A 23995-nucleotide genomic window follows, 5' to 3' on the forward strand; every position below is an offset into this window, starting at 1 on the left:
TTTTTTGGAGGTGGCCTACCATGTTGACGGACGCAGCGATCAAGGCGCTGAAACCCAAAGAGAAAATGTACAAGGTGACGGACCGCGACGGCATGTATGTGCGCGTCGCGCCGTCGGGCGCTCTCTCGTTCAGGCTGGACTATCGGCTCAGTGGACGACGCGAGACGGTTTACCTCGGCAAATACGGGCGAGATGGAATCTCGTTGGCGCGAGCCCGGGAGCTGTGCCTGGACGCGAGGCGAGCGATCAGCGAGGGCCGGTCGCCGGCCATTGAGAAGCAGCGCGAGAAGCGCCGTATCAAGGAAGCGAAGAGCTTCGGTGAGTTCGGCGAAAAATGGCTGGTGAACGCGCCAATGGCCGATAGCACCCGAGCGATGCGTCGTTCCATCTTTGAACGAGAGCTACTGCCGGTGTGGCGCAATCGCTTGCTCACCGAGATCACCCCGGACGATCTTCGTGCCCAATGCGGCAAAATTGTCGATCGCGGCGCGCCAGCGACGGCGATCCACGTCCGGGATATCCTGAAGCAGATCTACGGCTTCGCGATCTTGCACGGCGAGAAGGTTGCTAATCCGGCCGATGATGTCGGACCAGCATCGATCGCGACGTTCACGCCAAAAGATCGGGCTCTTTCGCCAGCGGAAATTCGCGTGATGCTGAAAGAGTTGGAGAAGGTCGCGACGCTGCCGACGATCCGCTTGGGGATGCGGCTCTTCTTACTTACGATGGTGCGTAAGAGCGAATTGCAGGACGCGGTATGGGATGAGGTCGACTTCGAGAACGCCGTTTGGACGATTCCCAAGGAGCGAATGAAGCGCTCCAAAGCGCACAACGTCTATCTGTGCCGCCAGACCCTCGACATTATGATCGCGCTCAAGACCTGCGCAGGCAACTCCCGCTATCTGCTGCCCTCACGCTATGACGCCGATGCCCCAATGTCTCGAGCGACGTTCAACCGGGTCACCTATTCGGTCGTTGAGCAGGCCAAACAAGATGATCTGCCGCTCGAGCCGTTCACAGTCCACGACCTGCGGCGGACAGGGTCAACCCTGTTGAACGAACTTGGTTTCAATCGGGATTGGATCGAAAAGTGCCTCGCGCACGAGGATGGGCGCTCGTCGCGCGGCGTTTACAACAAGGCGGAATATGAGGTGCAGCGCCGCCATATGATGCAGGAGTGGGCCGACATCGTGGACGCCTGGGTAGATGGTCGGAAGCATGTCCCGACTTTGCTGCCACCGGCTATGCCTCTGATCGAGCTTGACCCCGCCTTTTAACCGAACGCGATTTTCGCTTGGATACGTCTGGATGTTGTGCGCGGCGGACCGGAGAAGCCCGCCGCGCCATCAACCAAGCTTCGACTTCTTCCAAGTCCCAAACAATACAACGCGGCGATAGCGCAAATCGGCGGGGAAAATCGCCGCGTTGTTCCATTTCGTAAATCGTGCTGTCAGCCATTGGCACCATCTCGCGCAATTGGTGGCGCCGGATTGTCCGCCTGATTTGGTTAGCTTCGGGCTTTGGCATTCTCAATCTCCTTCATTGCTGAGGCGATTGAGACCGATAGGTATCGGTACTGGAAGTCCCCTCAAACTGCCGTGCGGCATTTTCGGGCCATGGCGTACACATCGGCGGGTTCGCTCTGATCTGTAGGTGCGGCATAGGAGCGAACAGATGCTGCTGAACGAACTCGAATAGGGATAAGCTCGCCCCACGAAGGAGGCATTCGGTAGACTCGACTCCCTTCAAAAAAGCGGTTTGTCTACCATGCGACAGATTGCCGCGACGAGCTAAAACCGGCCTGAAAACAAAGACTTGCATTAGTGGGATTTCAGGCGAAGTTGCGCGAGAAAACTTGCTAGGTGCCGAATAGGTGCAGAGACAGCGAGTGCAATCGGCCACAGCGGCGAGCGTTCGGCAGCTTTACCTTCACGTCCGTCAGCCGAGCTGACCATCGCGTCTCAGCCATGACTACTCGAGTTATTGAAGTGCGCGTTCGCGTGGTCGACGCGTTCTGTTAGAGGAGACGGAACGTGGTCGGTTCCAATTAGCCCACGTCGGCGACCGAGCCTGAGCTACGCCCACACGAGCTGAGCCATAACGTGTGCGCCGCTGAACGGCCGTCACGAGCCGCGCCCACCAAGGTTCCGAAAAGTCCTGCCCCGCTGTGACCACCGCGGTCACGTCGAGAAGGTCGAAGCCCGAGCGGATACCACGAACCCGGACGCGGCGACCCAGGAGACGTCGCGGTGGCCGAAGCAAGTCGAGACGCCAGTGGCCGCCGTCGTCGGCGCGCAGGCACCATCCCGCCCTGTCGATAAGCAGCAGGCCTTCCAGTTCGCGGCGCGACCCCATCGGCGTGCGCCTCACCGTCAGTCGAACCTAGGATGCAGCAACGGTTGGCCGGACGCCGAGTGGCAGCTTGCGGGTGATCAATTCTTCGTTCAGCTAACGCCCGCAGCGGCAAAGGACCCATTCTCGGTCACTCGCCGGCTCTAATCCGCACCCTGGAACCGCCACTCGTTCACCTTTGTCAGTGCAGGTTTGTGGCTTCCAGGGCCTGTAACGCCGTGCCGAGTATTCCAGCGCGCCTCGGCAATGGTGCCATCGATGCGTTCACGATGGCGTTGACGCGTGCCACTTCCCATATCGTTCGCGACGAGGAGAGGCGGATGGCTGGCGGTTGGACGCGCGACGGCGCAGTGCAGGATCAGATTGAGGATACGGTAGTGGACGCGGTTCTCGCCGCTCGGGCCAGCATGCCTAGCTGTGAGAGCGAGCCCTTCTGCGCGATCTGCGGGGACGACATCCCTGAGGGTCGCCGCCGGGCCATTCCTGGCGTACGCACCTGTGTGACGTGCCAGAGCGGGCGTGACCGGCCGCTGACCTCAGCGTTCAACCGGCGGGGCAGCAAGGACAGCCAGCTGCGGTGATCGCGCCAGTCATTGACGGTGCCGCACCCAGCTTCGTCGTGATCATCGTCAAGGCGGCGTACGCGCAGGTCATCAATATTTTTCAGCTCGGTATTGTCGGCTTCCACGACGAACGCGAGGTCTTCGCCTGGGAGATGCAGTCGCTAGCGGGCGGGACTCCATGATGCCGCGTCCGGCACGTTCAGCGACGAACCCACACGGCGGGCGTCAATCACGCAACAGATGACCTAGGTTAGCTTTTCGGTCGTGCTTCGGCTTGACTAACTACATCAAGACACTGGTCGTTAAAACCGACCGCGTCGCGTCACCGCTGAAAGGAAAAAAGCGCGGTTGGCAGCGAAGCGGGGGCGCCCGGCTTATACCAGTTCGTATCCTGGATATGCGAGGCAGTGACGTAGATCGTCCCGTCCGGCCCTTCCGACAGCGTATCGGGCCAGCGCAATCTCTTGTCGGTTACCACCGGCTCCAGCGCATCGCCCGTCCAATACTTCACGGAATTGTCGGTTGGTGAGGTGACATAGAGCGTGTCGTCGCTGCCCATCCAGAGGCCGTCCGCAACATTGGTCGTGCCGACGGTCTTCACCGCCGCTTCAACGTCCGAGGCAGAAGTGCCCTTGCTGAGTTTCGATGTATCGATCGAATAGAGCGTTCGGCCGGTCAGCGCCTGCCAGTAAAGCGTCTCTCTGTCGTTGGAGATCGCAAGGCCGTCGGACGAGAAGCTGGGCTGGCGACCATCGGGCCGACGAAGCGGCTTGCCATCGATTTCGACGATCACGTCCTTCTCGACCTGCGTGGACTTATGGCCGTCGAGCGCGCGGAAGGCGTCACCGGTGTCAAGGTTGACGACTATGATCGCGCCGCGTGTGCCCGAATCAGTAATGTAACCGGTCTTGCCGTCAGCGCTGAAGCGGATGTCATTGAGATAGGTGCCCTGAAGCGCCACCGTCTCGTCGAACAGGATCGTCTTGGTGACTTGGTCGGTCGCGAGGTCGACACGGACCAGCTTGGGGCCGCCGGGCAGGATCTTTTCGTTGCCGGGCGCGGCGGGATCGAGCACCCACAAGGCGCCCCGACCATCCGCCACGATCGATTGCACGCAGACGAAATACTCGCCGACCGGCATTTCGCTCGCCTTCGCGTTGCGCCAGGAATTCCATCTCTCGTCCGGATAGGCCTTGAGCTTTCCGCTCGGCAGCAACTCGGCGACTGAGATCGGGGCGTCGTCGGTCCAGCGCGGGAAACAGACGAAGATCCGCCCGTCCTCGGTGACGCTTACGCCGGTCACCTGATGGTCGAAATCCGCGACCTTGGTGAGTTTCGAATCCGTGCCCGCGAACTTGAACGCGAACGCGGCTCCGGCTGCTGCGGTGCCGGCAACGGCGGCTCCGACGAGCGCCTTCTGCTTCGTGTCCATCAGACTGTCCCTCCCTCAAGCGGCCGCGCGACCGACGTGTTCCTGCTCGTCCTCTCCTCATCACCAGCGGATGCAATCTTGAACGCCAAGATTTGTGCGCGGTGGATCTGGGGAGGCTCGGCGAACAGCGAAGCAGCGCTTCCGGATAGCGCCGTGCCGATTTCGCCCGACAGATGCGCCTCGCGCCCTGCCTCGTCGGCGAAGGTATCGACGATGGCGAACCGAGTCTTTCCGAGACGCAGAGCGTACCACGACAGGGTGCCCGGCTCCCGCTCCACGGCCGATCGGGCTCCTTGCAGGAAGCGGGCAACCTCTTCCTCCGCACCATCCCGTGCTTCAAGCGGAACGTGCAGGGCCAAGCGCGGCAGGGCGTCCGCCGCCGGCACCTTGAGGGCGAGGATGTCGGCCGGCTCGATCTCCGGCAATCCGTTGAGGATGGTGAAGGTCTTCACCACCAGCGCCCGGCCGACCGTGCCGAACAGATGCTTCAGCCGGCCGGCATTGCCGGGGAAGGTATCGAAGATGGCGAAGTCGGCGGGGCCAAAGCGCAGCGCGTACCAGTGCCGCGTGTCCTGCTCATGCTCGACCGGCTCCAGCGCACCCCGGAGGAATTCAGCGGCATCTTCCTGGTGGGTCGGCCCGGCTTCAATGCCTACGAACAGTGCCTTGTGCATCTTTTCTCTCCTTGTTCCGATGGTAGCGCCTCGAGCTCTGGGGAAGGCGTCCTGGGCCTAAATCATGGGAAGTTCGCGCGGCCGGTCGCCAAGCGGGAACGCCGCGTCGATCATGGCGAGTTCGGCGTCCGTCAGCCGCAGCGCGCCGGCGCCCGCATTGTCGGCAGCGTGCTCCGCGCTGGACGCCTTGGGGATAGCGAACAGCGATGGCCGACGCACAAGGAAGCGCAGCGCCACCTGGCGTGCTGTCGCGCCATGGCTCGCTGCAATCTCCTCCAGCACGCGGCCGCCCGGCGTGTCCGGGCCAGGGAAATTGCCATGGCCGAACGGGCTGTAGGCGGTTACCGCGACTCCGTGCTCCTCGCACCAGGGGACCACGGCGTGCTCGATCGCGCGCTCACCTACGTTGTAGAGCACTTGGTTGCAGGCGATGCGGCCTTCGCCCCCCGCTTTCCACGCGGCCTCCAGGTCGGGCACGTCGAAGTTGCTCACCCCCCACGACAGGATCTTGCCCTGCTCGCGGAGCTGCTCGAAAGCGGCGAAAGTTTCCTCGAGCGGGTGTGAACCCGGCCAGTGCAGGAGGTAGCAGTCCAGCCGGTCGGTGCGCAGCCGCGCGAGCGACCGCTCGCAGGCAGCCACCGTCCCGTCGCGGGAGGCGTTGCTGGGGAGCACCTTGGAAACGAGGAAAACCTCGTCGCGCCGGCCGGCGACCGCCTCGCCGACCACATCCTCGGCGTCGCCATACATCTCGGCGGTGTCGATGTGGGTCATGCCGAGGTCGAGGCCCCGGCGCAGGGCGGCGATCGCCGTGGGACCGTGCGCGTCGTCGATGTACCAGGTCCCCTGGCCGATCACTGGGACGTAGTGCGGGACGACGCCGAACGGGCGCCGCTCCATGCCCTCCGGCCCCGGCGAAGATGGCGCGTGCTGCGCGGTGCCGGTCGCAGGAGCAGGCGTCACGCGGCTGTCGCCTCGTCGAGCGCCTTGCGCGGCTCGGTCATGTCGACCTGCTCGAAGCCGTCCGTCACCCAGATCACGACGGTCAGGACATTCAGAGTCTCACTCGCCATCTTCCCATCTCCAATGACGAATGGTCTACGCGGGCTGCTTCTCCGCGACGACGTCGAGCTGCTCAATCGTGGGCTCTTCGAAGAGCACACCCGTATTCTCACCGAGCGCTTTCGCGACCTCGCCCGACAGGTGCGCCTGGCGCCCGTCTTCGTCGGGAAAGGCGTCGAAGATCCCGAACGACGAGGGTCCGAACTGGATTCCGAACCACCTGACGGTTTTGGGCTCGCCTTCGACGATCGACAGCCCCTGGTTCAAGAAGCCGCGGACGTCGTCCTCCCTGCCGGGCAGTGCTTCCAGGCGCACCAGAAGCGCCTTGCTGACCTGTGTCGCCATCTCGGGTCTCTCCTCTGCTCGTTCCCGTTGTCGCGATGATCAGAACGCGGCTGCGGCCGCCTCGGCGACCGTCTGATCCTGCTCGCCTGTGCCCCCGCTCACTCCCACCGCCCCGACGACCTGGCCGTCCTGGCGGAGCGGGATGCCGCCGGCGAAAATCATCACCCGGCCGTGGTTGGAGTTCTGGATGCCGTAGAACGGCGCGCCGGGCTGAGCGTTCTCGGCCAGGTCCTTGGTCGCGATGTCGAACGCGCGCGCCGTGAAGGCCTTGTTGATCGAGATGTCGACGCTGCCCACCCACGCGTTGTCCATGCGGATGTGGGAGACGAGGTTGCCGCCCGCGTCGACCACGGCCACGTTGCTCGGCGACCCGATCTCGGCCGCCTTGGCCTGACCGGCGGCGATCACGCGTTGAGCGTCTTCGAGCGACACGGACTCTTGCTTAATGGTCATGAGACTCTCCTTGGCTTGCTCGCAAGCGCCTTCTGCTTCGTGTCCATCAGCTGTGCCTTCAGGTCATTTGGAGGCGTGATCGATAGCGTCAACAAGCCGGTGAGCAGCCGGGTTCCTGAACATTCCTCATAAAATAGCTTGCATAGCGTCATAACGACGGAACGTTCCGTCAGACGGCTGGTTCACCTGCCATCAACGAAAAAAGGGAGACCCAACATGCGCGCGCTCTGCTGGCACGGAAAAGGCGACGTTCGGGTGGACACTGTCCCCGACCCCGAAATCAAGCATCCGCGCGACGTCATCATCAAGATCACCGCCTGCGCGATCTGCGGCTCCGATCTGCATCTCCTCGACGGCTACCAGCCGACCATGGAGAGCGGCGACATCATGGGCCACGAGAATATGGGCGAGGTGGTCGAGGTCGGCTCCGAAATCACCACCCTGCAGAAGGGCGACCGGGTCGTCGTTCCGTTCACGATCAGCTGTGGCTCGTGCTGGTTCTGCAAGCAGGGTTTGTTTTCTTGCTGCGACACCACCAATCCCAATGCCGCGATGGCGATCAAGGCGATGGGCCATTCGCCCGCCGGCCTCTTCGGCTTCAGCCACATGATGGGCGGCTATTGCGGCGGTCAGGCCGAATATCTGCGGGTGCCGATGGCCGATGTGGGCCCGATCAAGATTCCGGACAACATCACGGACGAACAGGCCTTGTTCCTGTCGGACATCTTCCCGACCGGCTACATGGCCGCCGAGAACGCCCAGATAAAGCCGGGCGACACCGTGGCGATCTGGGGCTGTGGCCCGGTCGGCCAATTCGCAATCCGTTCGGCCCTGATGATGGGCGCCGGCCGCGTCATCGCGATAGACGAAGTCCCGGAGCGGCTGGCGATGGCCGAGGCCGGCGGAGCCGAGACGATCAACTTCGCCGACGTCGATGTCTATGACGAGCTGATGGCGCGCACCGACAATCGCGGGCCCGATAGCGCGATCGACTGCGTGGGCTGCGAAGCCTCCGCGCACGGGTCGGCCGACGCCGTGCTCGACAAAGCCAAGGCGACCGTCTTCCTCGCCACCGACCGCGTGCATGTTCTGCGCGAAGCGATCATGAGCGTGCGCAAGGCGGGGACGATCTCTATCCCTGGCGTCTATGTCGGCATGGGCGACAAGATCCCGATTGGGGCCGCGATGAACAAAGGCCTGACTCTCAAGATGGGGCAGACCCACGTCCAGGCCTACACCAAACCGCTGCTCGACAAGATCGTCGCCGGCGAGATCGATCCGAGCTTCGTCGTCACCCACCCGGCCAGCCTCGAAGACGCCCCGGACATGTACAAGCAGTTCCGCGACAAGAAGAACGGCGTAATCAAGGTCGTGCTGCGGCCCGGAGACGCAGCAAGCTCAATGCGATCTGGATCGACCTCGTCGATGGAACCCACATCTCCGATGCCGGAGCATGATGGTTAGGCCGATCTGAGGGCCTCTTTGGGACGAGTCAGCGTCAAGGTACGACTCTATCTGAGCGAGAGATGGGACATGAAGTCGCGGCCGCAGGCATCCCGCGTCACCGGCCGGACCTCGCCTGCTACCGAGCAGCTGCAGCGGACGCTCGTATCCGCGAGCTAGGAGTTTGGCAGGGACAGGCTGATGGCTTTCACGCACGGTGCTGAGCAAGGCTTGAAGCGCTTCGTAGGGTTCACTGACGCGGTCTTCGCGATCGCGCTGACGTTGCTGTTCGTCGAGATCCAGCCGCCCGGCAGCCCGGATGGGCCGCCCGCCGCTGCGGACGCGGCGCGGGCGGTCGCCGAACAGTGGCGGGATCATCTGGCGCTGATCGTAAGCTTCCTCGGCATCGGCATCTACTGGCTTCAACATTATTACAGCGACCGTCTCTACGCCAAGAGCGACCATGTCTTCAGTTTGTTCAACCTCGGCTTCCTGTTCGGCATCATGGCTTTGCCATACCCGGCGCGGCTTTGGGCTTTTCACCTGGGCGGACCAGGTGAGGCTGAGGCGACTGCGATCCTCGCGGCCGCGCTACTGCTTCCATCGCTGTTTTGGCTGATGAAGTGGTTCTACGCGAGTTGGCACCGGCGGCTGATCGATCGTCGCCTCGCGCCCGATTACGTCAGCCAGATGACGCGGCGCTATGTGGTGGGAACAACGGTTCTGGCGCTTGCGGTGCTGATCGCGCTGGTCGCTCCTCGGCTCGGCCTTGCCCTTAGCTTTGCCGCCACGGCCTACTGGATACTGCCGCAGCCCAGCCCCCGCTACCAACCTGGCGAGGAGCCCGACGAAGAGGAGCGGACCGGAGATTGAGGAGCTGCGATAGACGTCTCAGCGAGTAGGCAGGACTCTAAGGTGCGGCATAGGTGCAGCGAGATGAAACCGTCAGTTGGAGAGGAGGGCCGCGCGGAGCATCGCAAACGCAGTCGGCTACAAGCCTCTAGACGAAAATCGCGTGTCGTGGCATCGCGACTCCTAGGTGCTGCATAGGAGCAGCGAGGTGCAAACAGACCCACGCTTCGTTCGTATGCCGCCCTGCGCGGGCGTGGTGGAATTGGTAGACGCGCCGGATTCAAAATCTGGTTCCGAAAGGAGTGTCGATTCGATTCCGACGGCCCGCACCATCATTCAATATCAACCTTAGGGACTTGTCCCAGTTGGTGAGCGCTGCGGCTCGATCGCCGATCGCGCCGATGAACTTGCGGCGGCCGAGAGCCGAAGGCTGTTGATCGCGCATCACGCGCTCTGAGTGGAGTGTTTGCTTTTTCGTTGGGCGCCATGCCGGTCAGGGCCGGCGCAATTCGATCCGCATTGGCAATCTCCGAAAACGTCACAGTTGACCTGGTAGCCACCCAGCATGACGCCTAACACCCATGCTTCTCTGCCCACTGCCGGAGCGTCATGGTCTTCAAGCCAAAGGAATGCGCGACTTCGGGGCGCGCGGGCAGTCCAACCTCATTATGCCACTCCTGCGCTTCCACCATCGGCACCATGAATCCCACCGCGATGACTTGCTCAGGGCTCATGGCTGGTGCCTCGATCGTCCGCCCCCACGCTGATGAAAGGATCGTGGCGACTTCGGGCATCGTCAGGAAATCGCCCGCCAGCTCGACGGTAGCACGGTTAAACCGGTCGCGCTCACGGAAGGCAGTCGCAGCGGCACCACCGATATCGTCCACTGCGATCAGCGGAACAGGAGCGCAGGGATCATAAGCTGTCACCAAACGGTCGCCTCGCAGAATATAAGGTATGTTCTCCATGAAGAAGGCCGGGCGCAGGATAGTCCAGAAGGGAAAGCCTGCCGCGCGAACGCAATCCTCAAGTTGCCCCTTTATAACGACGCTGTTGTTATCAGTCCGCCTCTCGGCCCAGCCCGATTGACGATAATAGTCTCCGACCCCCGTCGCCGTCGTCTGGATGAAATGCGTCACCCCTGCGATTTTGGACGCATCGACCAGGTTGCGGCCCCTCACGCCTTCCGTGTCGGCTTCCAAATTGTCGAAATCCGGGTTTTGGACCGAGAATACGCCATAGGCGCCGGAACAAGCCGAAATCAGCGTCCCGCGATCATCGAGATCGCCAACGACCAACGTGGCCCCTAGGGCTTCCAGCGCGCCTGCCGCCTCGGCCTTTGGGTTGCGAACCAGCGCATGAACCAGCGCCCCCTCGGCGAGAAGCGCGCGGGCGGTCGCGCCGCCCTGCTTTCCCGTCGCTCCTGTCACCAGGATCGGACCGAGTTCCTTGAGAGCTGTCATGCTATCTCCCCTACCAACGAGCCCCTGGAACGACATGGTGATCGAGCGGCTTGCAGCGGGTGCTAGCGCGCTCACAACATTATTGCAACGTGTTTGTTGCTTTAATTGACTTTATTCTGGCAGGTCTTCGGGATAAGAGTGCCCCGATGACAACGAAACCGTTGACGAAACGGAAGCGCGGCGCGCCGTTGATCGCGCAGATCCTGGACGCGGCGCTCGCGGAAATTGCGCGCGTCGGGCCTAATGACCTGTCTATCGACGAGGTCGCCAAGCGCGCTAACGTCAACAAAACAACCATCTATCGCCGATGGCCTAGCCCCGAGGCGCTCGTGTTCGCGGCCTTCGAACACGGCTCGACGACCGCGCCGATGCCGAACACGGGATCCTTGAGAACCGATGTCATTGAAAGCCTGAAGCTGATGCGTGAAGTCTGCAAGACACCGGCCATGCTCTCGTTGGCGCGCATGCAACTTACCGGCGAGTTTACCGGAGAGCTTGGTGCGATGGTCAGGGCGCGCATCGAATGCGGTGACTGCGACACGTTGATCATGTTCAAGCGTGCGCTGGCGCGCGGGGAGCTGCCGCCCAGCACGGATATCGGACTCGTGCGCGATGTGGTTCTCGGCAGCGCACAGTATCAACTTTACTTTCGGGATGCCATGCTTCCGGACTACAAGCTCGAGCAGATCGTCGGCATGACGTTGGCCGGCGCGGGCTACACGCCTCCTACGGCAGACCGCTAGGTCGCATAACGCGCCTCACTTCAAGGTGCGCCTGCGTGAGCGTGGCGACCTCCGTTACTGGGCGGCAATATATTTGGCGCGTGCGGCGAGCTGGACCTGAAAGCGTTCGCCGAAGCGCAACGGGGTTGGAGCCTCACCGGCCTTGATCCATCGGCGCATATGCTTGAGCTGGCGCGAGACGTGCTGGGCCGCTCGTTACCCGTATCACTTTGCAGGAGGGCTTCATCGACTATGCTCCGGCGGGGCCATTCGATGGTGCTACCCGCCTGCTGACGATGCACCTCCTTGGCCGGACAGATCGGTTCGGTTGCACGTCCTTCCGGAGGTGCGCCACCGGCTATAATCGGGCCATTCGCAATTCGATCAAGGCCGCGGGGACTACGCCATCGCAACGACAGTTATCTCGCGCTTGTGGCTGCATCTTTAGCAACGTACCTCTCGGCCATGTAACGACCTGGCGACGCGCCCAACGCTTTCCTGAACATGGTGACGAAGCTTGGCACGCTCTCATAGCCGAGGCCAGCGGCGACCTGCTGGATCGTCATGCCGCCCGCCATCCATTTCACCGCCAGCACAATCCCCATCTGCTGGCGCCAGCGGCCGAAGCTCATGCCGGTCTCGCGGCGAATGAGGCGCAGTAGCGTGCGCTCGCTGAGGCCTGCGCGGCTCGCCCAGCTCTCCACCGTATCCCGGTTGGAGGGCGCCTCTAACATCGCATCGAGAATCTGACGCAGGCGCGGGTCCGCCGGCACCGGCAAGTGGAGGTCTTCGACCCGCGCTGAGGCCAGCTCGTCGAACAGTACCGAGACGAGGCGCGAATTGGCGCCCGCTTCCTCATAGAGCAGCGGAAAATTGGCGGCGCGAATCAGCAACTCGCGCAGCAACGGTGTGACCGCGACGGCGCAGCAGCTTGTCGGCAGACCAACGTCGAGGCCGCCGGCGAAGAAGGCGCCGTAGCCCTCGACCGCGCCGGTCACTTTGATGGCGTGGACCGACCCGCCTGGAATCCAGATCGCACTGCGCGGCGGCACGATCCAGAGCCCGCTCTCGACCTCGCAGCTGAGAGCGCCACGCTGAACCAGCAGCAACTGGCTTTTGGCATGATGGTGCATTTCCAGTTCGAAGTCCCCGAATGTCTCCGACGCGAAGCCATAGGTGACGAGCGGGCGCGGCACGTCATCGGGCTCGATCCAGTCGTCTTCGGCGGACAAGTCCGTCAGCAGCGGCATGGCGCCTCAAGCGGTTTGGCGGATTTGAGTAACAAATTATCAGTCCTTCGGAATGACGCCAGAGGCTCCAGCCTGTATTTTCGAAAAGCGGCCTGTCAAGTGATCGCCAGCGGCCGCGGAAAGGACAGTCGTGAATACTCTGAACATCCAGCCAGTCGCCGACCTCCTCGCTAAGCTTCACCAGGAGGCCGAAGTCACCGACGCGCCCTTCATCGAAGAAATGATGACTCGCCTGCAGGCGTCCGGCGATACGCTCGAACATGCAGCGGCCGAGTTGGTGGCACAGGAGCGCGACGATTACCGGCACGCCTATCGCGAGCATGCCGACCACTTCCTGTCGATCACGCCGCAATATGGCCGGTTCCTCTACGCGATCGCGCGAGCTTGTCGGGCTGCGCGCATTGTCGAATTCGGCACCTCGATGGGCATCTCCACCATCTATCTCGCCGCCGCGCTGCGCGACAATGGTGGCGGCCAGTTGATCGGCTCCGAATTGGAACCGGCCAAGGTGGCGCGGGCGCGGGGACACATCCAAGCCGCAGGTCTGTCGGACTTGGTCGAAATCCGCGAAGGCGAGGCACTGGAGACCTTGCAGGATGTCGGCGGGACGGTCGATCTGGCTCTCATCGATGGCGCATGGTCGCTCTATCTCCCCGTGCTCAAGCTGATCGAGCCGCGCTTGCGCCCCGGCGCGGTGGTGCTCGGCGAGAATGGTTTCGCGGCGGACTATCGCGACTATGTCCGCGATCCCTCCAACGGCTATGTGGCGCACACGCTGCCGATCGACGAGGGGCGCGGCAACGAATTCGCCGTGCGGGTCGGCTGATGACCAGCCCGGACATGGGCGGCGCGCTCGCCAAGGCACCCGGCCGTCTCAGCCAGGCGATCACCCGCCTTTTCATGCGGGCCGCCACGGTCGCAGCGATTAACGATGTCGCGGATCGTTTCCGTCTGGTGACGCTTCAAGACGACAGCCTGGCCCGCGTCGCGTGGACGCCGGGTCAGAAGGTCCAGATCACGATGGGCTCTGCGTTCGTCGCGCGGAGCTACACGCCGATCGACTGGGACGCTCAGCGCGGACGCGGCCGGATACTTGGCTATGCGCATGGCGACGGGCCCGGCAGCGCGTGGCTGCTCGGCTTGCGGGTCGGCGATGGCTGCAACCTGTTCGGGCCGCGCCGGTCGCTCGACGTCGCGGGCCTCCGCGGCCCGCTCGCCGTCTTCGGCGACGAAACCTCGATCGGGCTGGGTTACGCGCTGGCGCAGGCGGACCAGACGCGATCGGTTGCGTGCTACTTCGAGGTCAGTGACGAGGTGAGCACCGGGCAGGCGGTCACAGCGCTCGGCATCGGAAGGGTCCGGCTCTTTGCCCGGCGCAGTGACGAAACCCAGATCGCGCGGATGGAAGCCGAGCTGCCCGGCCTCGCCGAGGCCGGCGCATCCTTCGTGCTAACCGGAAAGGCCGGAACGGTCCAGCGGCTGCGACAAGCGCTCAAGCGCCATCAGGTTGCGGCAAACCGCATTGCCGCCAAGGCCTATTGGGCGCCCGGCAAGACCGGACTGGACTGAGATATGCCGCGTCGCGGTCGATCAACGAGAGATGCGTTATGGAAATCGCGAAGAAGATCCTGATCTGCGGGGCTGGCATCGCTGGCCCAACCTGCGCCTATTGGCTTCACCGCTACGGCTACTCGGTCGTGATCGCCGAGCGCGCCAAGACCCTGCGTGACGGCGGGCAGAATGTCGACATCAAAGGTGCTGGCCAGGAGGTCATCAGGAAGATGGGGCTCGCCGAGAAAATCGAGGCGCGCAACACGCAGGAGCAAGGGCAAAAATATTTCGATGCAGCCGGCGAGCTCGTCGCGACCTTCCCCAAGGGCGCTTTCGGCGGCCTCACTGCCGACTTCGAGATCCTGCGCGGCGACTTCGCGCAGATTCTTTATGAGGCCACGCGAGATATCTGCGACTATCGCTTCAGCACCTTCGTCACCGGCCTCACCGAGACGGCCGATGGTGTCTCGGTCACGTTCAACGACGGCACGGCAGAAGACTTCGAACTGGTGATTTGCGCCGAGGGGCTTAATTCCGTGACGCGCGCGATGATCCTGGGGGACAAGACGGAGCTTCGCTACTTCGGCGCCTATATGGCGTTCTTCAACATCCCACGTTGTCCCGAGGACGACAATTGGGCATGGACAGTCAACGGCATCGGCGGAACGTTCATCACGCTGCGGCCGGGCACCGAGAGCCACACGACCGTGCTCATGACCTTCCTTCGCGAGAAGCCCGACATCGCGGCCGACGACAATGCGGCGCGCAAGACAGTGCTGCTGCGGGCCTTGGAGGGGCGCGGCACGATCGCCGACCGCATCAGCGCAGCGCTCGGCTCCGTCGACGACTTTTACTTCGGCCCGATGAGCCAGGTTCACGCGTCGACTTGGTCGAAGGGTCGCTTCGTGATGATCGGCGATGCGGCGCACAGCCCGACGCCGTTCACCGGCGAGGGTACGGCGCTGGCGCTGGTCGGCGCCTATGTGCTCGCCGGCGAAATCAAAGGCCGCGCCGATCACCGCGCCGCGTTCGAGGCGTATGAATCGCTTGTGCGACCCTATGCCGAGGCGTCGCAGCGTAAGATGAATCCGACACTCATTCGCCTGATGCACGTCAAGAGCGGCTTTGGCGTGGCCGTCACCCGCTTGATCCAGCGCTTTTTCGCGAACAGCAGCGTTCAGAAGATGCTCAAGCCGAGCGACGCCACGCGGGCCAAGCGGAGGCGGAAGGATTTCCACCTCTCAGATTATGCGTGAACTTGGTAGCCATTTAAGCGACCGTCCCAGGGCACAGCCCGCGACATCGTCGCCGGCTCGCGCGACGCCTTTTTGGCGTAGTGCGTGAGAGTGCTAGAGGCGGGAAAACACACATTCTACGTGGCTTCAGAGGCGGGACGGCCTATGGTTTCGTGTAGGGCGTATCGACCATTGCCGCTTGAACGCCAAGCGCCCCCTTGTCGGCGATTGCAAGAAAGACGGCTTTTGCTGCCTCGCAATCTTGCCGTTGCTGGAAGACCCGATGCGCCTCGAGGAACGCCGTGGACCACGTCGCTATCAGCATGGCGGCAGCCAAGCGCGCGTCAGAGTCTGCAGGGTCATTTCCAAGGCATTCGGCGAGAGACTCAGCCACCGCCTGCGTGAGTTCGTCACGTATCGCCCTCGCTCTAGCTTTCAGGGTTTCGCTGCGCTCTACCGTTTTGACGAAGTCTTGGCTGCGTCCTGAGAATTCGAGGTAAGGCGCCTGTTCCGCAATCAGCCGGTGGAGGAGCAGGCGTAGCGTCTCAATTGGAGATACGCTCAAATCGCGCTGGCGTATGGCTTCCCGCACCGCTTCGCGACCCTCTTCGTCGCGATCAAAGAACATATCTTCCTTTCGGGGAAAGTAATTGAAGACCGTCATCCGCCCGACATCCGCCGCGGCGGCAATTTCGTCCACCGTCACATTGTCGAAGCCCCGCTCCAGAAACAGGCGATCGGCAACTTGCGAGATCGCTCGCCGCATCGCGCGGCGCTTTCGAGATCGGATATCGGATGACTCTGGCATACCGCTATCCGTACCTCAGATCGTATACCGAGTACATAATTTATTGACGCGGTAGCGTGCTGCGTGTAGAGAAATATATACTCGGTACAAAATTGTACCACGAAGTTGGTTATCTGATGCGCGTGGAAGTGTCATGGATATGAAAACTGCTTTGATCACCGGCGTCAGTCGCCCACTCGGGCTCGGGTTTGCCGTCGGTCGCCAACTCGCTGAGTTGGGATATCATGTGATTCTGACTGCCAGAGACATCGGCCAGGCGGAGCTTCTCGCTGCGGAGTTGCGCCATGCGGGCTTTAGCGCCAGCGCCCTACGTCTAGATCTCGCTGACCGCGCCAGCATCGAGGAACTTTCTGCTCGTCTGACCAAAACAGTCGCCTGTCTCGACGTGCTGGTGAACAACGCCAGTGCCATGCCGGACTTTCAAACGCGATCGGCGTTCGAGGTTGATCTCGAAGCCCTTCAGACGTTGTTCGCGGTCAATGTGATTGGCTGTTGGGGGCTCATCCAGGCCCTGCTGCCGCTGCTCCAGCGAGCGCCCGCTGCTCGCATTGTCAACGTCACGAGTGCGGCCGCACAGCAAATCGGAAAACATGCTCCAGGTCCATTGTTCGCACCGGCCTATTCGCTCGCCAAATACACCCTCAACGCGTTGACGGCCACGCTCGCCAATTCGCTTGTCGACACGCCTATCCTGATCAACGCCGTTGATCCCGGATCGGTCGCCAGCCATCCCGAACGGGGCGACGACGAGAATGATCGCCCTCCGGCCGAGGCCGCTAAAGACATCGTCTGGGCTGCAACGCTCGATGCGAATGGCGCCAGCGGCTGCGCCTTCTCTGACAGAAAGCCCGTGAGCGTGAATCCGTTGTGAACAGGCCTCTTATCGTTATTTTCGTCGCCATCTGCCTCGATGCGATCGGGATCGGCCTGATATTCCCGATCCTGCCCCGTCTCATTGAGGAGGTGACGCACGCTTCCAACGTAGCGGCCTATATCGGAATCCTCTCCGCCCTCTACGCAGCGATGCAGTTCATCTTTGCGCCGGTTCTTGGCGCTTTGAGCGATCGCGTGGGCCGGCGGCCGGTACTGCTGACCTCACTGGCCGGAGCGGCCATCAACTACGTATTGATGGCGTTCGCGCCGTCGCTATGGCTGTTGGTCATAGGTCGTGCCATCGCTGGATTGACCAGCGCGAATATATCCGTCGCGACGGCCTACCTTACCGACATCTCCCCTGAGGAAATGCGGGCTAAGCGCTTCGGCGTGTTCAACGCCATGTTTGGCATAGGCTTTATACTTGGTCCGGTCCTTGGCGGCGTCCTCGGCGACTATTGGCTGAGGCTGCCGTTCATTATTGCGGCTCTGCTGAACGCGGGCAATCTGCTCCTCGCTTTTTTCGTGCTCCCGGAGTCGCGCGTACCAAGCGGCGAGAAGATCGATTTCGTATCACTCAACCCACTTCGGCCGCTGCGTTGGGCCTTCTCGATGAAGGCACTGATGCCGGTAGTCGGATTGTTTTTTGTCCTGAGCGCCACCGGAGAGGTGTACGGGACGTGTTGGGCCCTTTGGGGACGCGACGTCTTCGGATGGAATGGCCTATGGATCGGGCTGTCGCTTGGCGCATTCGGCGTGTGCCAGACACTCTCCCAAGCATTTCTGCCAGGGCCGGCCGTCAAACTCCTAGGAGAGCGGGGTGCGGTTTTGACCGGCATCGTAGGGGCGTGTGCCGCCTTGATGGTGATGTCGTTTGCCGACGAGGGATGGATCGTTTTTGCGATCATGCCTGTGGTCGCGCTAGCAGGCATTGGTACTCCGGCTCTGCAATCGCTCGCAACCCGCCTCGTTGACGAGAGCCGACAAGGCCAGTTCCAAGGGGTCTTGGCGTCCGCTATGAGCCTTGCATCGATCGTAGGACCGCTCGTCTTCTCGAGCTTCTATTTCGTTGTCCGCAGCCAGTGGCCGGGAGCGATCTGGCTTTCGGCCGTTGTCGTCAATGCGGTCGCGGTACCTCTCGTGTTCAGCCTACGATTTCAGTCCCCGGCATATAAAAGCCTAGGAAAGACGGCGTAATGGACGGCGTCGGCACTACGGCGCAGCGGTCTATACTCGCGCTTCGTCTTGGCATGCAGTTGGTTGCGGAAGCGCCTTCCGGTCGTCCGGCGACGCAGCCCAAATCAGATTCAATGTTTCCACCGACTGGACCGGGCACCACACGTTGTCGCGTCGCGGGCCAGCCGAGCGGATGGGCGAAGACAGCCGTCTGCCGCGAAAGTGGTGATCGTGCCAGATCTCGCGCTTGATCTGCGATATCTTAAATACGCTATGCTCGCCGCACAGCACGGGAGCTTCCGGCGGACTGCCGAACTGCTGAACGTCCCCCAATCTACAGTCACCAGGCGCATCCAATTGCTGGAGCGTCGTATTGGTATCTCGCTTTTTGAGCGGAGCCGGTCCGGCGCACGTGTTACGGCGGCCGGCAATCGATTCCTTAAAGAAGCCGCCATAGGCGCAGAGCATCTTCAGCAAGCCGTAAAGGATTTAGCGCTTATCAAGCGTGGCCATTCTGGTCAGCTCTGCATCGGCATTATGTCATCGTTGGCGAGTGGCTTCCTTGCGGAGTTATTCGCGAGCTTCCACCGTCAGTTTCCCGCGATCGACATTAAGTTCGAAGAAGCAACGTCCCAAGCCAATGCCGGCAGCGTCCTCAATGGCCGGCTTGATGCAGCGTTCCTCCCGGGCGAACCAAGATTGCCGGGGTGCCGTGCAGAAAGGCTATGGGAGGAGAGGATCTATGTTGTGCTTCGTGATGCACCCGAAATCGCCTCCAAAAGATCGATGGCCTGGACCGAGATAAAAGATGAAGTATTTCTTACCTCCGCAGACTGTGCAGGGCCGGAGATACAAGACTATCTTGTGAGGATCCTATCTAGCTCTGGCTTTCATCCTCGGATTTCCATTCAGCACGTTGGGCGCGAGAATCTAATCAATATGGTAGGCCGGGGTTTCGGAATCACGCTAACGACATCTTCCACTCTAGGGGCGGCCTATGCCGGTGTCCGGTTCCTCCCCGTGATCAGCTGTGAAGACACGGTCGCATCCAGCATGATCTGGTCTTTATCGAATACCAACCCTGCTCTTAAGCTTCTGGTCCAACTCGGTCTGGAGCACTCACGTCAGGCGCGAACCCTTTAATCCCAGTCTGCAAGAAGGTATGCAAAGCGCCGAGCTTATCGGCAGTAACAGGATTGCTCATCTTGAGTGCATCCAACTGGGGCGGAAAATATAGTTAATGATAATTAACGAATAGCGCGTCGCGCTTTAGCAAAAGCGCGGTCGGTCGCGATGAAACGCTGGACCATCGGAGCGATCAGCTTCGCCGGCTCGGTCACCGGCTGTCCAGTTTCGCGGGCAAGAACCTCCGCATAGGCGACGAGATCCCGGTGCAGCGGCGCCGGCAGCTCTACCATCACCTTGATGGGCTTGTGGTCAGTAAATGTGCCGAGCTTGAGCTTGGTCATCTCAACCTCCATAGGGTTCGAGTAACAGGTCGCGGGTGACTATCACACGCACGGGGAAGCCGGGGCGGATCGTCAGCGTCGGGGCAATGTTGAGCTGGCGGCGAATGATCTGTTGGCCCGCATCGTTGATCGTGTCCTGGCCGCCATTGCGGATCGCCTGGATCAGCCTGTCGTCGTCGCTGGTTGCCAGCTCGGCGCCGACGCTCAGCAGCGTCGACAGGCCGGCCGCCTTGGCGAGATCCCACCAATGGTAGTCGACACCGTCCTGGAGGCCGGCATAGCCCTCCGCGTCCGCGCCAGGTTGCCGCTCGAGCACGATGCTCCGGCCATTCGGGAAGATGAGGCGGTTCCACACCAGGAGGACGCGGCTTTGTCCAAACTGTACGTTGTTGTCGTACTGGCCGATGACTCGCGTGCCCTGCGGGACGAGAAGGATGCGGCCGGTCGGGCTGTCGTAGATGTTCTCGGTGACCTGGGCGGTGATCTGACCCGGGAGGTCCGAACGGATACCGGTGATCAGCGCCGCCGAGATGACCGCGCCTGCCTGCAGGATGTTCGGCGACGCCGGCGCGGCGACGCGATCGGCCGCGACAGTGCGCCGGTCGACCGGAGCGTCGAGGAACGCCTGCTGCCGCTCCTGAGGCGTTGGTGTCGCCGCCGGCGGCGCGAGGCCAAGGCTCGTTAGATCGGGCTGTGCCAGCGTCTGCGTGCTCGTCGTCGCCGACGTCGTGGTGCGCGCTTCCGAGGCCGCAAACAGCCGGCTAGTCCGCGCCGTCTCGATCTCCTGTAGGCGGCGCTGCTCTTCCGGGCTGATGCCGGGCTGCACAAGCGCGACGCCGGGCGTCGGCACGGGCTGGCCGCGGTTCTGAGCGCTAACGATCGGCCGGCCGAGATCGCCGGGCAATGGCGGCCCTAGCTGCGGCACGCCGGTATAGTCGCGTGGCAGGCCTTGGAGGCCGTCCGCCGTCGAGCGGTTGTCGGTCGAATAGAGTTCCTCGGGCGGCCGCCCACCGTTGCGGGTCTGGAGCGCAAAGATCAGCGCGCCGCCGAGGCCGAGGCTCGCTATCAGGCCGAGCCCGGCAAGCACCTTACGTGACAGCCGCGTGACGCGCGGGGCCTCGGCGCGCAGCCGCATCGGTGCGGCCGCCTCGGGCGCCGATCCTGTCAGCGGCGCGGCGGCTTCCTCTTCCTCGTTCCGGTCGTCGCTCACGATGCGGGCCTCCCGTCGGTGCGGGTGATCCGGACGCGCTTTTGCGTGTGGCCGGAGCCGAAGCGCAGTTCGGCGGCTGCGAACAAGCGGTCGACGATCATGTAGTTGTTCCGGACCCGGTAATTGACGAGTTCCGAGGTGGTGCCCTCGGCGCCGACGACGAAGAGCGGCGGCATTTCGCCCTGACCGATGCCCCGGGGGAATTCGATGAAGACCTGCCGGCCGTCGTCATAGGCGCGTAGCGGCCGCCACGCGGCGCGGTCCCCGGTCACCTCGTAGCGGAAGTTGATGCGCGCGAGGTCGACGCCCGTAGCCACCGGCTGGGTCGCCTGCGCCTCGGCGTTCTGACGGCGTAGTGCGATGAGCTGGTCCTGCGGATATTGCCAGGAGACCGAGGCCATATAGGTGCGCTCGGTCGAGCGCAGCTCCATGTGGTAGGTGCGCAGATTGGTGTTGATGACGAGATTCGTCATCAGCTCGGCGCGGGCCGGCTTCACCAGGATGTGCACCTGTAACGTCGCGCCCGAGCCACTCTGAGTATCGCCGATGATCCAGCGCACCGTGTCGCCGGCCGCGACCGGCCCGGAGCCGACGAGCTGCTCGCCGGGCTGGAGCGCGATATCCGTGATCTGCCCGACGGCGGTGTAAACCTGATAGAGCGCGCCCTGCGTGAAGGGGTAGACCTGCATCGAATTGATGAAGCCGTTGCGGACCGGTTGCATGCGCGCCGCCGCGTTCGCTTGGTTCACGCGCGCGGTCGGATCGGCGGGCTCTGGCGTCGAGCGCGAAGGCTCCACGCGCTGCAATTGTCCGGGCAGCGGAAGCGGTCGCGGCAGTTCGACCACCTGCACCGGCGCCGGAGGATCGACGGTCTGCACGGCGGCCGGTGCGTCGTCGTAGCTGATCTCCGGCGGCTTCTGCGTCGTTGCGCACCCGGCAAGCGCCGTGCCGGCGAGCAGCAAAGCCGCCAATGTGTAAGAACGGAAAGCCGGTTCTCCGGCTTTACGGAAAATCGGCATCGTCATTGCCCCAGCTCCCGCGACCATGAAATTGCGTTGACGTAGATCCCCAGCGGATTGGCGCGCAGCCGGTCGGCGTTGCGCGGAAGTTGGACGACGATTGTGAGGATCGCCGTCCATCGGGTCGTGTCGGCGAGCTGGCCGTTCTCGTAGCGGCGCTCGATCCATGCGACCCGGAAACTGTCGGGAGACGCGCGGATCACGCTCGAGACGTCGACCGCAATCTGCTGGCGGCCGACCTTGGTGAAGGGGTCGTTCGAGCGCGCGTAGTCGTTGAGCGCGGCGGCTCCGCGGTCCGTCGTGAAGTCATAGGCGCGCAGCCAGTTCTGCCGGACGATGATCGCGTCCGCCGGGATCGAGCGGACCTGCTCGATGAAGCGTGCGAGGTGGAATGCGATCTGCGGGTCGGTCGGCTGATAGTCGGGCGTCGCCGGGGCGATCGCCTGCGCCTGACCGAGCCGGTCCGTCTGAACGACCCACGGAACGACGGTGCCGCGCGCCGATTGCCAGACCAGCGCCGCCGCGAACCCCGCCGACAGGAAGAGCGAGCCGAACGCCATGTAGCGCCAGTTGCGTGCCTGGACGCGCGCCGAGCCGATACGGTCGTCCCAAACCTGAGCGGCGCGCTGGTACGGTGTTTCGGGTTCGGGAGCTTTTCCATAGTGCGTCGAGGGTCGTCGAAACATCAGCGGTCACCTTCGGAGAGATTGATGGAGGAGCCGCCGCCGTGGCTGTCGCCGCTGCGCACCGCGTGGACGGTCGTCGAGACGGCGTGGCTCATCTGCTGCGAGCGCTTCATGCGGCGGGCCCAGGCGGGCGGTTGATCGCCGCCACCGGCAGGGCTTGGAGTGGCGTCGTTGGAAGCTTCACCGACGGTGCCCATGGTCGAGGAGCCGCCGGTGGCCTCGAAGGCGGATCGAGCTCCGTCAGCGAAGCTGGAGCGCATGTTCGACAACGCGCGCTCGGCGGCGCGTCGGAGCGGCGATGTCGCGGCGGATCCAGCGGCCCGGGCGATCCCGCCCAGGCCGCTCGCCACGCCCGAGGCACCCGTCTGCCCTGCGGCGCCCAGGCTGTATGCGGTGGAAGCTCCGCCCGCGAGGGCGGCGCCTCCGCGGGCAGCGGCCGCGGCGCCTCCTGCGAGCGCCGCACCGCCGGAAGCGACGGCGCCGACTGTGGCAGCTCCGGCCGCGACCATGCCACCTGCGGCAAGCCCGGTTCCGACCGCAGCGCCGGCGCCCAGCTGCGGGCCTCCGGACACGAGGCCGTTGGCGATGCCGGGGCCGAAGATACCGAGGCCGAGCAAGGTCAGTGCCGCGAGCACGATCGCCATCGCCTCGTCGATCGTCGGTGTGCGGCCGCCGAAGCCGGCGGTGAACTCGGAGAAGAGGCTCGATCCGATGCCGATGATGACTCCGAGGACCAGCACCTTGATGCCGGAGGAGATGACGTTGCCGAGCACGCGTTCGGCCATGAAAGCGCTCTTGCCGAAGAGACCGAAGGGAATGAGCACGAAGCCGGCGAGCGTCGTCAGCTTGAATTCGATCAGGGTGACGAAGAGCTGGATGGCGAGGATGAAGAAGGCGAGCAGCACCAGCGCCCAGGCGAGCAGCATCACCGCGATCTGGATGAAGTTCTCGAAGAAGCTCCAGTAACCCATCAGGTCGGAGATGGAATCGAGCAGCGGCCTGCCGGCGTCGAGCCCGGTTTGGGCGACCTTTCCGGGCCTCATCATGTCGGCGACGGTGAAGCCGGTGCCGGACGCTTTCAGACCGAGCCCGGCGAAGCTCTCGAAGATGATCCGCGCCAGGTTGTTCCAGTTGCCGATCAGGTACGCGAACACGCCGACGAAGAGGGTCTTCTTGACCAGGCGCGCCACGATGTCGTCGTAGGCGCCCCAGCTCCAGAACAGCGCGGCAAGCGTCACGTCGATCACGATCAGCGTGGTGGCGATGAAGGCCACTTCGCCGCTGAGGAGGCCGAAGCCGCTATCGATGTAGCGGGTGAAGACCTCCAGAAAATGGTCGATGACGCCGGTGCCGCCCATGA

General features: G+C 63.0%; 26 protein-coding genes, 1 tRNA gene and 1 pseudogene. 13 read left to right on the top strand and 15 right to left on the bottom strand.

Going from position 1 to position 23995, the window contains the following annotated elements:
• Positions 1-20 precede the first annotated feature (20 nt).
• Positions 21-1277: a tyrosine-type recombinase/integrase gene (locus C0R46_RS11090; protein ID WP_102959660.1), complete on the top strand. Its 1257-nt coding sequence runs from the start codon at positions 21-23 to the stop codon at positions 1275-1277.
• Here C0R46_RS11090 and C0R46_RS11095 read toward each other — a convergent pair.
• Together C0R46_RS11095 and C0R46_RS21345 are read right to left on the bottom strand one after the other, a co-directional pair.
• Positions 1243-1527 (bottom strand): helix-turn-helix transcriptional regulator, encoded by a 285-nt coding sequence (locus C0R46_RS11095; protein ID WP_102959661.1) that lies wholly within the window; start codon positions 1525-1527, stop codon positions 1243-1245. The genes C0R46_RS11090 and C0R46_RS11095 overlap by 35 nt on opposite strands.
• Positions 1528-1980: 453 nt before the next feature.
• Complete coding sequence (locus tag C0R46_RS21345; protein ID WP_102959662.1) at positions 1981-2355, bottom strand: DUF5818 domain-containing protein; 375 nt, start codon at positions 2353-2355, stop codon at positions 1981-1983.
• Positions 2356-2672: 317 nt separating this feature from the next.
• On the opposite strand from C0R46_RS21345, the gene C0R46_RS11105 reads away from it, so the two are divergent.
• Together C0R46_RS11105 and C0R46_RS20785 are read left to right on the top strand one after the other, a co-directional pair.
• Positions 2673-2933 (top strand): DksA/TraR family C4-type zinc finger protein, encoded by a 261-nt coding sequence (locus tag C0R46_RS11105; RefSeq protein WP_102959791.1) that lies wholly within the window; start codon positions 2673-2675, stop codon positions 2931-2933.
• Positions 2930-3097, top strand: coding sequence for a hypothetical protein (locus C0R46_RS20785; RefSeq protein ID WP_157944622.1), 168 nt, complete (start codon positions 2930-2932; stop codon positions 3095-3097). Before C0R46_RS11105 ends, C0R46_RS20785 begins: the two co-directional genes overlap by 4 nt.
• 140 nt (positions 3098-3237) lie before the next feature.
• On the opposite strand, the gene C0R46_RS11110 is transcribed toward C0R46_RS20785, so the two are convergent.
• The 5 genes from C0R46_RS11110 to C0R46_RS11130 all read right to left on the bottom strand — a co-directional run bounded on the left by C0R46_RS11110 (position 3238) and on the right by C0R46_RS11130 (position 6878).
• Entirely contained in the window at positions 3238-4347 is a 1110-nt protein-coding gene (locus tag C0R46_RS11110; protein ID WP_102959663.1) for an L-dopachrome tautomerase-related protein, read from the bottom strand.
• A complete protein-coding gene (locus tag C0R46_RS21350) occupies positions 4347-5021 on the bottom strand; it encodes a putative quinol monooxygenase (RefSeq protein WP_102959664.1) in 675 nt (224 codons plus the stop codon). Before C0R46_RS21350 ends, C0R46_RS11110 begins: the two co-directional genes overlap by 1 nt.
• Positions 5022-5078: 57 nt before the next feature.
• On the bottom strand, positions 5079-5918 hold the full coding sequence (locus C0R46_RS11120) for an aldo/keto reductase (protein ID WP_102959665.1): 840 nt from the start codon (positions 5916-5918) through the stop codon (positions 5079-5081).
• Positions 5919-6116: 198 nt separating this feature from the next.
• Entirely contained in the window at positions 6117-6425 is a 309-nt protein-coding gene (locus C0R46_RS11125) for a putative quinol monooxygenase (RefSeq protein WP_102959666.1), read from the bottom strand.
• 39 nt (positions 6426-6464) lie between these two features.
• Positions 6465-6878: a GlcG/HbpS family heme-binding protein gene (locus tag C0R46_RS11130; RefSeq protein WP_102959667.1), complete on the bottom strand. Its 414-nt coding sequence runs from the start codon at positions 6876-6878 to the stop codon at positions 6465-6467.
• Between the two features lie 216 nt (positions 6879-7094).
• On the opposite strand from C0R46_RS11130, the pseudogene C0R46_RS11135 reads away from it, so the two are divergent.
• The 3 genes and pseudogenes from C0R46_RS11135 to C0R46_RS11145 form a co-directional block, all read left to right on the top strand.
• Positions 7095-8261 (top strand): annotated as a pseudogene (locus C0R46_RS11135) (zinc-dependent alcohol dehydrogenase); the annotation flags it as partial.
• A 261-nt stretch (positions 8262-8522) separates the two neighbouring features.
• Positions 8523-9194, top strand: coding sequence for a TMEM175 family protein (locus tag C0R46_RS11140; protein WP_102959669.1), 672 nt, complete (start codon positions 8523-8525; stop codon positions 9192-9194).
• A gap of 226 nt (positions 9195-9420) precedes the next feature.
• Positions 9421-9505, top strand: a tRNA-Leu gene (locus C0R46_RS11145).
• 240 nt (positions 9506-9745) lie between these two features.
• On the opposite strand, the gene C0R46_RS11150 is transcribed toward C0R46_RS11145, so the two are convergent.
• Positions 9746-10636, bottom strand: a complete 891-nt coding sequence (locus C0R46_RS11150) for an NmrA family NAD(P)-binding protein (RefSeq protein ID WP_157944623.1) — start codon at positions 10634-10636, stop codon at positions 9746-9748.
• A gap of 146 nt (positions 10637-10782) precedes the next feature.
• Between C0R46_RS11150 and C0R46_RS11155 the strand changes: the two genes are divergently transcribed.
• On the top strand, positions 10783-11379 hold the full coding sequence (locus C0R46_RS11155) for a TetR/AcrR family transcriptional regulator (protein ID WP_102959671.1): 597 nt from the start codon (positions 10783-10785) through the stop codon (positions 11377-11379).
• 398 nt (positions 11380-11777) lie between these two features.
• Here C0R46_RS11155 and C0R46_RS11160 read toward each other — a convergent pair whose 3' ends face one another.
• The gene (locus tag C0R46_RS11160; RefSeq protein WP_102959672.1) at positions 11778-12608 is read right to left on the bottom strand and encodes an AraC family transcriptional regulator; all 831 of its coding nucleotides are present in this window, start codon (positions 12606-12608) and stop codon (positions 11778-11780) included.
• A 130-nt stretch (positions 12609-12738) separates the two neighbouring features.
• On the opposite strand from C0R46_RS11160, the gene C0R46_RS11165 reads away from it, so the two are divergent.
• Genes C0R46_RS11165 through C0R46_RS11175 form a run of 3 tightly spaced genes read left to right on the top strand, consistent with a single transcriptional unit; the run spans position 12739 to position 15415 of the window.
• Positions 12739-13434 (top strand): O-methyltransferase, encoded by a 696-nt coding sequence (locus tag C0R46_RS11165; RefSeq protein ID WP_102959673.1) that lies wholly within the window; start codon positions 12739-12741, stop codon positions 13432-13434.
• The gene (locus C0R46_RS11170) at positions 13434-14177 is read left to right on the top strand and encodes a siderophore-interacting protein (protein WP_245413529.1); all 744 of its coding nucleotides are present in this window, start codon (positions 13434-13436) and stop codon (positions 14175-14177) included. The genes C0R46_RS11165 and C0R46_RS11170 overlap by 1 nt, the downstream gene beginning before the upstream one ends.
• A gap of 38 nt (positions 14178-14215) precedes the next feature.
• The gene (locus C0R46_RS11175) at positions 14216-15415 is read left to right on the top strand and encodes an FAD-dependent monooxygenase (protein WP_102959674.1); all 1200 of its coding nucleotides are present in this window, start codon (positions 14216-14218) and stop codon (positions 15413-15415) included.
• A 142-nt stretch (positions 15416-15557) separates the two neighbouring features.
• Here C0R46_RS11175 and C0R46_RS11180 read toward each other — a convergent pair whose 3' ends face one another.
• The gene (locus C0R46_RS11180; protein WP_102959675.1) at positions 15558-16202 is read right to left on the bottom strand and encodes a TetR/AcrR family transcriptional regulator; all 645 of its coding nucleotides are present in this window, start codon (positions 16200-16202) and stop codon (positions 15558-15560) included.
• A gap of 133 nt (positions 16203-16335) precedes the next feature.
• On the opposite strand from C0R46_RS11180, the gene C0R46_RS11185 reads away from it, so the two are divergent.
• The 3 genes from C0R46_RS11185 to C0R46_RS11195 all read left to right on the top strand — a co-directional run bounded on the left by C0R46_RS11185 (position 16336) and on the right by C0R46_RS11195 (position 19394).
• A complete protein-coding gene (locus tag C0R46_RS11185; RefSeq protein ID WP_102959676.1) occupies positions 16336-17073 on the top strand; it encodes an SDR family NAD(P)-dependent oxidoreductase in 738 nt (245 codons plus the stop codon).
• Entirely contained in the window at positions 17070-18272 is a 1203-nt protein-coding gene (locus tag C0R46_RS11190) for a TCR/Tet family MFS transporter (RefSeq protein WP_102959677.1), read from the top strand. Before C0R46_RS11185 ends, C0R46_RS11190 begins: the two co-directional genes overlap by 4 nt.
• Positions 18273-18482: 210 nt before the next feature.
• Positions 18483-19394 carry a LysR family transcriptional regulator gene (locus C0R46_RS11195; RefSeq protein ID WP_102959793.1) on the top strand — a complete coding sequence of 304 codons (912 nt, stop codon included), beginning with the start codon at positions 18483-18485 and terminating at the stop codon, positions 19392-19394.
• Between the two features lie 104 nt (positions 19395-19498).
• Here the strand turns inward: C0R46_RS11195 and C0R46_RS11200 are convergent, their stop codons facing one another.
• The 5 genes from C0R46_RS11200 to trbL are packed head-to-tail and all read right to left on the bottom strand — an operon-like array spanning position 19499 to position 23993.
• Entirely contained in the window at positions 19499-19720 is a 222-nt protein-coding gene (locus tag C0R46_RS11200) for a DUF2274 domain-containing protein (protein ID WP_102959678.1), read from the bottom strand.
• 1 nt (position 19721) lies between these two features.
• Positions 19722-20930: a TraB/TrbI/VirB10 family type IV secretion system protein gene (locus C0R46_RS11205; protein WP_102959679.1), complete on the bottom strand. Its 1209-nt coding sequence runs from the start codon at positions 20928-20930 to the stop codon at positions 19722-19724.
• Positions 20927-21955: a P-type conjugative transfer protein TrbG gene (gene trbG, locus C0R46_RS11210; RefSeq protein ID WP_102959680.1), complete on the bottom strand. Its 1029-nt coding sequence runs from the start codon at positions 21953-21955 to the stop codon at positions 20927-20929. The genes C0R46_RS11205 and trbG overlap by 4 nt, the downstream gene beginning before the upstream one ends.
• Positions 21952-22635, bottom strand: coding sequence for a conjugal transfer protein TrbF (gene trbF, locus C0R46_RS11215; protein WP_102959681.1), 684 nt, complete (start codon positions 22633-22635; stop codon positions 21952-21954). Before trbF ends, trbG begins: the two co-directional genes overlap by 4 nt.
• On the bottom strand, positions 22635-23993 hold the full coding sequence (gene trbL, locus C0R46_RS11220) for a P-type conjugative transfer protein TrbL (protein ID WP_102959682.1): 1359 nt from the start codon (positions 23991-23993) through the stop codon (positions 22635-22637). The genes trbF and trbL overlap by 1 nt, the downstream gene beginning before the upstream one ends.
• Between the last annotated feature and the right edge of the window lie 2 nt (positions 23994-23995).

The organism is Mangrovicella endophytica, from assembly GCF_002893625.1.
Lineage (GTDB): Bacteria > Pseudomonadota > Alphaproteobacteria > Rhizobiales > Rhizobiaceae > Mangrovicella > Mangrovicella endophytica.

Bases quoted from the DNA above. Each gene is read 5' to 3' on its own strand.
- trbF (WP_102959681.1), bottom strand. From the start codon at position 22,635: ATGTTTCGACGACCCTCGACGCACTATGGAAAAGCTCCCGAACCCGAA.
- C0R46_RS21345 (WP_102959662.1), bottom strand. From the start codon at position 2,355: ATGGGGTCGCGCCGCGAACTGGAAGGCCTGCTGCTTATCGACAGGGCG.
- C0R46_RS11095 (WP_102959661.1), bottom strand. From the start codon at position 1,527: ATGCCAAAGCCCGAAGCTAACCAAATCAGGCGGACAATCCGGCGCCAC.
- C0R46_RS11140 (WP_102959669.1), top strand. From the start codon at position 8,523: ATGGCTTTCACGCACGGTGCTGAGCAAGGCTTGAAGCGCTTCGTAGGG.
- C0R46_RS11110 (WP_102959663.1), bottom strand. From the start codon at position 4,347: ATGGACACGAAGCAGAAGGCGCTCGTCGGAGCCGCCGTTGCCGGCACC.
- C0R46_RS11200 (WP_102959678.1), bottom strand. From the start codon at position 19,720: ATGACCAAGCTCAAGCTCGGCACATTTACTGACCACAAGCCCATCAAG.
- C0R46_RS11130 (WP_102959667.1), bottom strand. From the start codon at position 6,878: ATGACCATTAAGCAAGAGTCCGTGTCGCTCGAAGACGCTCAACGCGTG.
- C0R46_RS11150 (WP_157944623.1), bottom strand. From the start codon at position 10,636: ATGACAGCTCTCAAGGAACTCGGTCCGATCCTGGTGACAGGAGCGACG.
- C0R46_RS11155 (WP_102959671.1), top strand. From the start codon at position 10,783: ATGACAACGAAACCGTTGACGAAACGGAAGCGCGGCGCGCCGTTGATC.
- C0R46_RS11180 (WP_102959675.1), bottom strand. From the start codon at position 16,202: ATGCCAGAGTCATCCGATATCCGATCTCGAAAGCGCCGCGCGATGCGG.
- C0R46_RS11160 (WP_102959672.1), bottom strand. From the start codon at position 12,608: ATGCCGCTGCTGACGGACTTGTCCGCCGAAGACGACTGGATCGAGCCC.
- C0R46_RS11105 (WP_102959791.1), top strand. From the start codon at position 2,673: ATGGCTGGCGGTTGGACGCGCGACGGCGCAGTGCAGGATCAGATTGAG.
- C0R46_RS11175 (WP_102959674.1), top strand. From the start codon at position 14,216: ATGGAAATCGCGAAGAAGATCCTGATCTGCGGGGCTGGCATCGCTGGC.
- C0R46_RS11125 (WP_102959666.1), bottom strand. From the start codon at position 6,425: ATGGCGACACAGGTCAGCAAGGCGCTTCTGGTGCGCCTGGAAGCACTG.
- trbG (WP_102959680.1), bottom strand. From the start codon at position 21,955: ATGACGATGCCGATTTTCCGTAAAGCCGGAGAACCGGCTTTCCGTTCT.
- C0R46_RS21350 (WP_102959664.1), bottom strand. From the start codon at position 5,021: ATGCACAAGGCACTGTTCGTAGGCATTGAAGCCGGGCCGACCCACCAG.
- C0R46_RS11170 (WP_245413529.1), top strand. From the start codon at position 13,434: ATGACCAGCCCGGACATGGGCGGCGCGCTCGCCAAGGCACCCGGCCGT.
- trbL (WP_102959682.1), bottom strand. From the start codon at position 23,993: ATGGGCGGCACCGGCGTCATCGACCATTTTCTGGAGGTCTTCACCCGC.
- C0R46_RS11090 (WP_102959660.1), top strand. From the start codon at position 21: ATGTTGACGGACGCAGCGATCAAGGCGCTGAAACCCAAAGAGAAAATG.
- C0R46_RS11185 (WP_102959676.1), top strand. From the start codon at position 16,336: ATGGATATGAAAACTGCTTTGATCACCGGCGTCAGTCGCCCACTCGGG.
- C0R46_RS11120 (WP_102959665.1), bottom strand. From the start codon at position 5,918: ATGGAGCGGCGCCCGTTCGGCGTCGTCCCGCACTACGTCCCAGTGATC.